The organism is Nocardia farcinica, from assembly GCF_029867845.1.
GTDB lineage: Bacteria > Actinomycetota > Actinomycetes > Mycobacteriales > Mycobacteriaceae > Nocardia > Nocardia farcinica_A.
The window spans coordinates 1-6,536 of sequence record NZ_JARWRU010001294.1; the positions used below are offsets into that span (position 1 = coordinate 1).

Annotated in this window: 7 protein-coding genes; 4 read left to right on the forward strand and 3 right to left on the reverse strand. The window is 68.4% G+C overall.

Annotation, left to right across the window (positions count from 1 at the left end; translation table 11 throughout):
• Positions 1 to 824: aldehyde dehydrogenase family protein (locus QH283_RS29010; RefSeq protein WP_280506112.1), on the reverse strand; the 824-nt coding region annotated here is incomplete at its 3' end.
• 252 nt (positions 825 to 1,076) lie between these two features.
• Between QH283_RS29010 and QH283_RS29015 the strand changes: the two genes are divergently transcribed.
• Both QH283_RS29015 and QH283_RS29020 read left to right on the forward strand, forming a co-directional pair.
• The gene (locus tag QH283_RS29015; RefSeq protein ID WP_086845925.1) at positions 1,077 to 2,771 is read left to right on the forward strand and encodes an AMP-binding protein; all 1,695 of its coding nucleotides are present in this window, start codon (positions 1,077 to 1,079) and stop codon (positions 2,769 to 2,771) included.
• A gap of 102 nt (positions 2,772 to 2,873) precedes the next feature.
• A complete protein-coding gene (locus tag QH283_RS29020; RefSeq protein WP_348538323.1) occupies positions 2,874 to 3,563 on the forward strand; it encodes a hotdog fold thioesterase in 690 nt (229 codons plus the stop codon).
• Positions 3,564 to 3,658: 95 nt separating this feature from the next.
• On the opposite strand, the gene QH283_RS29025 is transcribed toward QH283_RS29020, so the two are convergent.
• Both QH283_RS29025 and QH283_RS29030 read right to left on the reverse strand, forming a co-directional pair.
• Positions 3,659 to 4,069, reverse strand: coding sequence for a MaoC/PaaZ C-terminal domain-containing protein (locus tag QH283_RS29025; protein ID WP_280506113.1), 411 nt, complete (start codon positions 4,067 to 4,069; stop codon positions 3,659 to 3,661).
• A complete protein-coding gene (locus QH283_RS29030) occupies positions 4,066 to 4,530 on the reverse strand; it encodes an FAS1-like dehydratase domain-containing protein (protein ID WP_280506114.1) in 465 nt (154 codons plus the stop codon). Before QH283_RS29030 ends, QH283_RS29025 begins: the two co-directional genes overlap by 4 nt.
• A 65-nt stretch (positions 4,531 to 4,595) precedes the next feature.
• On the opposite strand from QH283_RS29030, the gene QH283_RS29035 reads away from it, so the two are divergent.
• Both QH283_RS29035 and QH283_RS29040 read left to right on the forward strand, forming a co-directional pair.
• On the forward strand, positions 4,596 to 5,783 hold the full coding sequence (locus QH283_RS29035) for an acyl-CoA dehydrogenase family protein (RefSeq protein ID WP_280506115.1): 1,188 nt from the start codon (positions 4,596 to 4,598) through the stop codon (positions 5,781 to 5,783).
• Between the two features lie 13 nt (positions 5,784 to 5,796).
• A partial coding sequence (locus QH283_RS29040) for an AMP-binding protein (protein WP_280506116.1) occupies positions 5,797 to 6,536 on the forward strand: 740 nt, incomplete at its 3' end.

Sequence of the window (6,536 nt, forward strand, 5' to 3'; positions counted from 1 at the left end):
CCCTCGAGTCCCGCGTCGAGACCGCCGTCGGCGAGACGGAGCGCGGCGGACTTCCCCCCCAGTCCGAGCGCGCCCGGGCGCAGACCCCGGCCGCACGCCTCGGCGATCTTGCGGCCGGCGGCCGTCGACCCGGTGAACGACACTTTGTCGATGCCTGGATGTTCCACCAGGTAGGCGCCGATCTGGCGCCCGCCGGGCACCACGTTGAGCACACCTGCGGGCAGGCCAGCGGCCGCTGCGGCTTCGGCCATCAGGAAGGCATCGAGCACTGTTTCCTCCGCCGGCTTCAACACGACGGTGCAACCCGACGCCAGTGCGGGCGCCAGTTTCAGGAACGAGATGGCCTGCGGAACGTTCCACGGCACCACCGCGCCCACCACACCGACCGGGTGGCGGGTGACGCGGGCGGTGCCGCCCAGCATCCCGGCACGTTCGTCGACTTCGGGGGCGTCGAGCATCAGCTGGGAGAAGTAGCGCAGCAGGACCGCGGGGAATCCGCCTTCGAACTGGTCGGCCAGCCAGATCGGCATCCCGTTCTGCAGCGACACCCTGCGGGCGGTCTCGGCCGCGCGTGCCTCCAGTTCGGTCGCGAAGCGCTCGAGTACTGCCGCACGCTTCTCCGGATGCCAGCTCGCCCATCCCTGTGGGTCGTCGAAGGCCCGCCGAGCTGCGGCGACCGCCCGATCGATGTCCTGCGGAGCTGCCGCGGGAACCGTGCCGATCTGCCGCTCGGTGCTGGGGGAGTGCACGGTGATGGTGGCGTCGGTGGCGGGCTTGTGCCAGCCACCGTCGATGTAGAACTCGCGGTACTCGATCGACGTCATCTTGCTCCTCGTTGTGTGAACGGCGTCACTTTCAGCATGACAAAATATCCTACGATCGCAATGGTAATTTTGGTCGTACCAAAACTTTGACCCTCTTGATCCGGCAAATCCCCCGTTCGGGTGAATTGTGAGCAATCCGCGGTTTCCCGGGGGTGTCGCCGCGCCTACTGAGGGCGTGGACCGTTGCATTATTGGTCCAACCATTCTAATCTTCAGACTGATATGGGCGCCATACTGACGAAGGACGGCAGCATGACCAGCGAGCGGAACCTCGGCCGGTACACCGCAGAGCAGATCGACGAGTTCTACGCGAGCGGACAGTGGACCGACGAGAACTTCACCGAACTCCTGAAAGAGCGGGCCGCGGCGAATCCCGGCAAGATCTTCGTTACCGACGGCACCTACGCGCTGACCTTCGCCGAACTCTACGAATCGTCGCAGCGACTGGCGCTGGGTCTGCACCGGCGCGGTCTGCGTCCCGGTGACCGCGTGGCAGTCCAGTTGCCGAATTGGGCGGCCTTCGTGCTGACGGCGGCGGCACTGTCGCGGATCGGTGTCGTGATGGTCCCGATCATGCCGATCTATCGCAAAGACGAGGTGGCGCACGTCGTCTCCGACGCCGCCATCCGGATGGCCATCGCGCCTGCCGAGTTCAAAGGTTTCGACCATGTCGGCATGTTCGAGGAGATCCGTCGCGATGCGTCGACCCTCGAGTCGATCGTGGCGGTTCGTGCGCCGCGCGAGGCGCGAGAGTCGTTCGCGCAGCGCGGGATCGAGGTGCTCGACGACCTGATCGTCGGCGAAGTGACGGTGGATCAGGTCGACGCGGAACTGGGTTACCGGTCGCACCCCGATGATCCGTTCGCGATCGTGTACACCTCGGGGACCACCTCGCGTCCCAAGGGGTGCCTGCACACTTTCAACACCTATGCCTCCGGTGCCCGCGCGCTGAGGGCGGCCTTCGGGTATACCGAGGACGACGTGCAGTTCGGCCCGTCGCCGATCACTCACACGACCGGTCTGGTGACCAGTGTGCTCCTCCCGCTGCTGGCCGGTGCTGCTACCCACATCATGGCGGAGTGGAATCCGGTGCAGGCGCTGGCGGAGATCGAGAAGTACGGCTGCACCGCGGCGGTGACCGCGACAACCTTCCTGCAAACCCTGCTCGCCGCCGCCGAAGGGCGCGCGGACGCGAACTTGTCCTCGCTGCGCATGTGGACCTGCGCCGGTTCGCCCATCCCGGCTGCGGTGGTGGAGCACGCGAAGGCTGCATTGCCCGGCACCAGCGTGCTCTCGCTGTACGGGCGTAGCGAGAATCTGTCCACCACCACCTGCACCGTCGCCGATGATCCGAAGCGGGCGATCACCTCCGACGGCGCCGCCTTGCCGGGCGCCCAGGTGAAGGTGGTCGGCGCCGACGGGCTGGAGGTGCCGCGCGGATCCGAGGGAGACATCGCCTACCGTGGCCCCTCGCACATGATCGAGTACCTGAATCGGCCCGAGGACACTGCAGAGTTGTTCACCCCCGAGGGCTTCTCTCGTTCGGGCGACCTCGGCGTGATGGACGCCGACGGCTACGTCCGGGTCACCGGGCGTACCAAGGACATCGTGATCCGCGGCGGGATGAATATCAGCGTCCGCGAGGTCGAGGACAAGCTGGCCGACCATCCGGACCTGCTCGCGCTGGCTGTGGTCGGCATGCCCGACGAGCGGCTCGGCGAAAAGGTGTGCTGCTATGTGGTGGCCAAGGAGCGGCATCCGGTCCCGACCGTCGAGACACTGCGTCAGTACCTGGTCGATCGCGGGGTGGCGATCCAGAAGACGCCCGAGCGTGTCATCGCGGTCACCGAGCTGCCGATGACCGCCACCGGCAAGATTCAAAAGCATCTGCTGCGCAAGCGGATCGCCGAGGAACTCGATCAGCCCGCGGCCGCCGGCGCGCACTGACCGGGAATGATGATCTCGACCCCGCCGCTCCCACTCGGAGGTGCCGAGGCCCTGGTCCGGGTCAACCCTGTCACTTTCGCGCCCCAGCGCGCGCAGTTGATCGTGGATTCGGGGCCGTGGCTGCGCGACGACGCGGCCGGCTGTAGCCGAGGTGCGCTCGGGGTCCCGCTCGACGACGTCACCGGCTATCTGGTCGCCTTGTCCGCGCCCGCGGGCAAATGGCCGGTGAGTCTGGGCATTCGGATCGATTTTCTCGCCGACCCACTGCTGGACGGCCCGCCGATGACCGCGACCGGCGAACTCGTCGGCCGGGACGAGCGCGGCGGGACGACCCGCGGCACTGTGACCGATGATCGCGGACGGGTGCTCGCGCTGGTGGTGCAACGCTCCCATCTCGTGCCGGTGGCCGAGACGCCCACGGGGACAAGGATTCCGGACCTGGTCCCCGCCGACGACGTGCCGCTGCGGTCTGCGCTGGGTATCCGGACACCGGCCCCCGGCGTTCTGGAACTTCCGTCCACGGTGTTCGCGGCCAATGCGATGGGCAATGTGCACGGCGGCATCCTGATCGCGGGCGCGGAGTTCGCCGCGATGACAGTGCTCGGCGCCACCGGTGAGCAGCGCGCCACCAGCATCGACATCTCCTATATCCGGCCCGCCGACGCCGCGGGCATGACAACGTTCCGCAGCCGCGTGCTGCACCAGGGCCGCTCGCTGGCGGTGGTGCAGGTGTGTGTGGTCAATTCGTCGAACAAACCGTGCGCGCTGGCCACTGTCGTAGTGCAGAGGTAGCCGCAGTGCGCACAGGCCGCCCCGAGGCGGTCGAATCGTTTGTGACGATGTAGGTCAGGGTGCGGTGTCTGCCGACGGACAGGCACCGCAGGCCGCTACGCCGCCGGGATGATCCGCACGCGCGCCGTCGCACTCACCACGATCCTGCCCTCGACACTCGCCGTGAGGCTGGTCTCGGCGATGTCGTCGTGCACCGCGTCGACTCGCCCGCCCAGTTCCAGCGTCTCGCCGAGCGCGAGCGGCGAGGCGAAGCGCACGGAGTAGGACAGCAGGTGTTCGACATGCACCACGTCGCTCAGCCAGGCGGCGAGCATGCCCGCCTGCATCTGTCCCATCGAGATCACGCCGGGTAATCCGGCGCGCACCGCGTACTCGTGATCATGGTGCAGGGGATTGAAATCGCCTCCGGCACCGGCAAATCGGACGATATCGGTCTGGGTGATCGGGCCGATCGTCCTGTTTCCCAGATCCTGCCCCGCGGACAGCGGCAATGGCGGTCGGGTCATCGCAGGCCCCTCTCGATCAGCACTTCGCGCTGGGTGACGGCGGTGTCTCCCGCATCGTCGGTCCAGATCGTCTCCAGCGTCACCAGTCGCATGGTGCCGCCGCGTTTGCCCTCCTTGGTGGTGTCGGCGACGACCCGGCGTGTTCCGGTGAGTCGATCGCCGACGAGTAGCGGCCGGTGGTAGTCCCACTCCACCGAGCCCACCACCACGCGCTCGATGGCCAGCCCGAGGTCGCGGACGAACTGCTTCTGATCGCGATAGTGGCCGGCCGTGACCACGTGGGTCGGGGTGGCGGGAACGCCCGCGAATCCGGCCGCCGAGGCGGCTTCGGGATCGGTATGGATCGGATCGGCAGCCCGGGTGGCGCGTGCGAACTCATGCACCTTGCCTGCTTCCACCGCGAACGACACCACGTCGAGGACGGCTCCTGCGGGCGCCTCTCCGGCGACGGTATGCGACATCGATACCTCCTAGTCATTTGGTCTGACCTATTGTAACGTTGGTCCTTAACGATGTGGAGGTGCAGATGGATCTGAGCGATTCCCCGGAAGAAGCCCGATTCCGGGCTCGTGTGCGCGATTGGCTGGCCGAGACGCTGCCGACGCTGCCCCGGCCCGAGCCCGCCCGGCTGGAGGACAAGCGTGTCCATTGGGCGGCGTGGCAGCGCAAGCTGTTCGAGGCCGGCTTCGCCGGGCTGTCCTGGCCGGCCGAGTACGGCGGCGCGGGCGCCGACGCCAAGATCAAGGCCATCTTCACCGAGGAGATGGATCGGGCGGGCGCCCCGGAACGGCTGAACATCATCGGCGAGGATTTCGCGGGCCCGACCATAGTGGCGTTCGGCAGCGACGAGCAGAAGCAGCGCTACTTGCGGCCGATCCTGGAGGGCACCGAGATCTGGTGCCAGCTGTTCTCCGAACCGGAGTCCGGTTCGGATCTGGCCTCGCTGCGCACCAAAGCGACCAAGGTCGAGGGCGGCTGGTCGATCCAGGGCCAGAAGATCTGGACCTCGCGCGCCCAAATCGCCGACAACGCCATTCTGCTCGCCCGGACCGGCGGCGGCGAGCGGCACCGAGGAATCACCTACTTCTTGCTGCCCATGTCGGCTCCGGGGGTCACGGTGCGCCCGCTCGCCCACATGCTCGGCGAAGCCGAATTCAACGAGGTCTTCCTCGATGACGTCTTCGTCCCGGATTCGGCGGTGGTCGGTGAGGTGGACGGCGGCTGGAATGTCGCCATGGGCACGCTCGCCTTCGAACGCGTCGGAATCGCGACCGGTCGGGTGAACACCATCCGCGCGGTGCGCGACTTGGTCGCGCAGGTCCAAAGCAGTACCGACGACGAGGGCCTGCCGTTGGCCGCGAAGGCGGAGATCCGGCAGCGGATCGCCGACCTCTACGGCCGTGCGCTCACCCACTACCTGATCGGTCAGCGGGTGGTGACCGGCGCTGCAGCGGGTGAGCCGCCTGGCCCGGTGACCTCCATCGGCAAGCTGTACTTCTGCCCGTTGGTCGAGGACATCGCAGACTTCGGGCTCTCGCTCGGTGAGTTCGGCGGCCAGTTCGGGCTCGCGCCCGAAAGCGATAGCGCCGACGCCGTTCAGCAACGCTGGCTGCGGCTCGCCTATCAGGCGCGCGGCACCGCCATCGCCGGCGGTTCGACCTTCATCCAACGCAACATCGCGGCCGAGCGTGTGCTCGGAATGCCCCGGAGCTGAGAAAGGCGGCGTGATGAGCACCTACGTCTGGAATCCGACCCCGGAGCGGATCGCGGATGCGAACGTGATGCGGTTGGCGCGCAAGCACGGCATCGACTCGATCGCAGAACTGCGACGACGCTCGACCGCCGATGTCCCCTGGTATTGGAACGCCGCCGTCGAGGACCTCGGCATCCCATTCGCGACACCCTACGAACAGGTACTCGACCTGTCCGGCGGGATCCCATTCCCCGAGTGGTTCGTCGGTGGCACCTTCAACGCCGTCGACGCCTGCCTCACCCGCTGGCTCGGCGAGGGCGCGCACCGCCCGGCCATCGTGCACGAGGCCGAGGACGGTACCGTTCGGACCCTCACCTACGGCGAGCTGGCCGATCAGGTGGGCCGGGTCGCGGCGGGCCTTGCCGAGTCGGGGATCGGCGAAGGCGATGCCGTCGCCATCTATCTGCCGATGATTCCCGAGGCGGTGGTGGCCTGCTACGCCGCCGCCGGACTCGGCGCGATCCTGGTGCCGCTGTTCTCCGGATTCGCCGCCCCCGCCATCGCTGCGCGGCTCGCCGACGCACAGGTCAAGGCCGTTGTGGTCGCCGACGGCCCCCGGCCGGGGGGGCGGGCGGGGGGGGGGGGGGGGGGAGAAGCCGGCGCGCGGGGGGGGGGGCCGGGGGGGGGGGGGGGGGGGGGGGGGGGGGGGGGGGGGGGCGCCCCCGGGGGGGGCAGCCCGCCCGCCCCCGCGGGGGGGGGGGGGGGCGGGGCCCG

Excerpts from the sequence above, each read along its gene's own strand:
- QH283_RS29015 (WP_086845925.1), top strand. The coding sequence starts at position 1,077 with ATGACCAGCGAGCGGAACCTCGGCCGGTACACCGCAGAGCAGATCGAC.
- QH283_RS29025 (WP_280506113.1), bottom strand. The coding sequence starts at position 4,069 with ATGACCCGACCGCCATTGCCGCTGTCCGCGGGGCAGGATCTGGGAAAC.
- QH283_RS29030 (WP_280506114.1), bottom strand. The coding sequence starts at position 4,530 with ATGTCGCATACCGTCGCCGGAGAGGCGCCCGCAGGAGCCGTCCTCGAC.
- QH283_RS29035 (WP_280506115.1), top strand. The coding sequence starts at position 4,596 with ATGGATCTGAGCGATTCCCCGGAAGAAGCCCGATTCCGGGCTCGTGTG.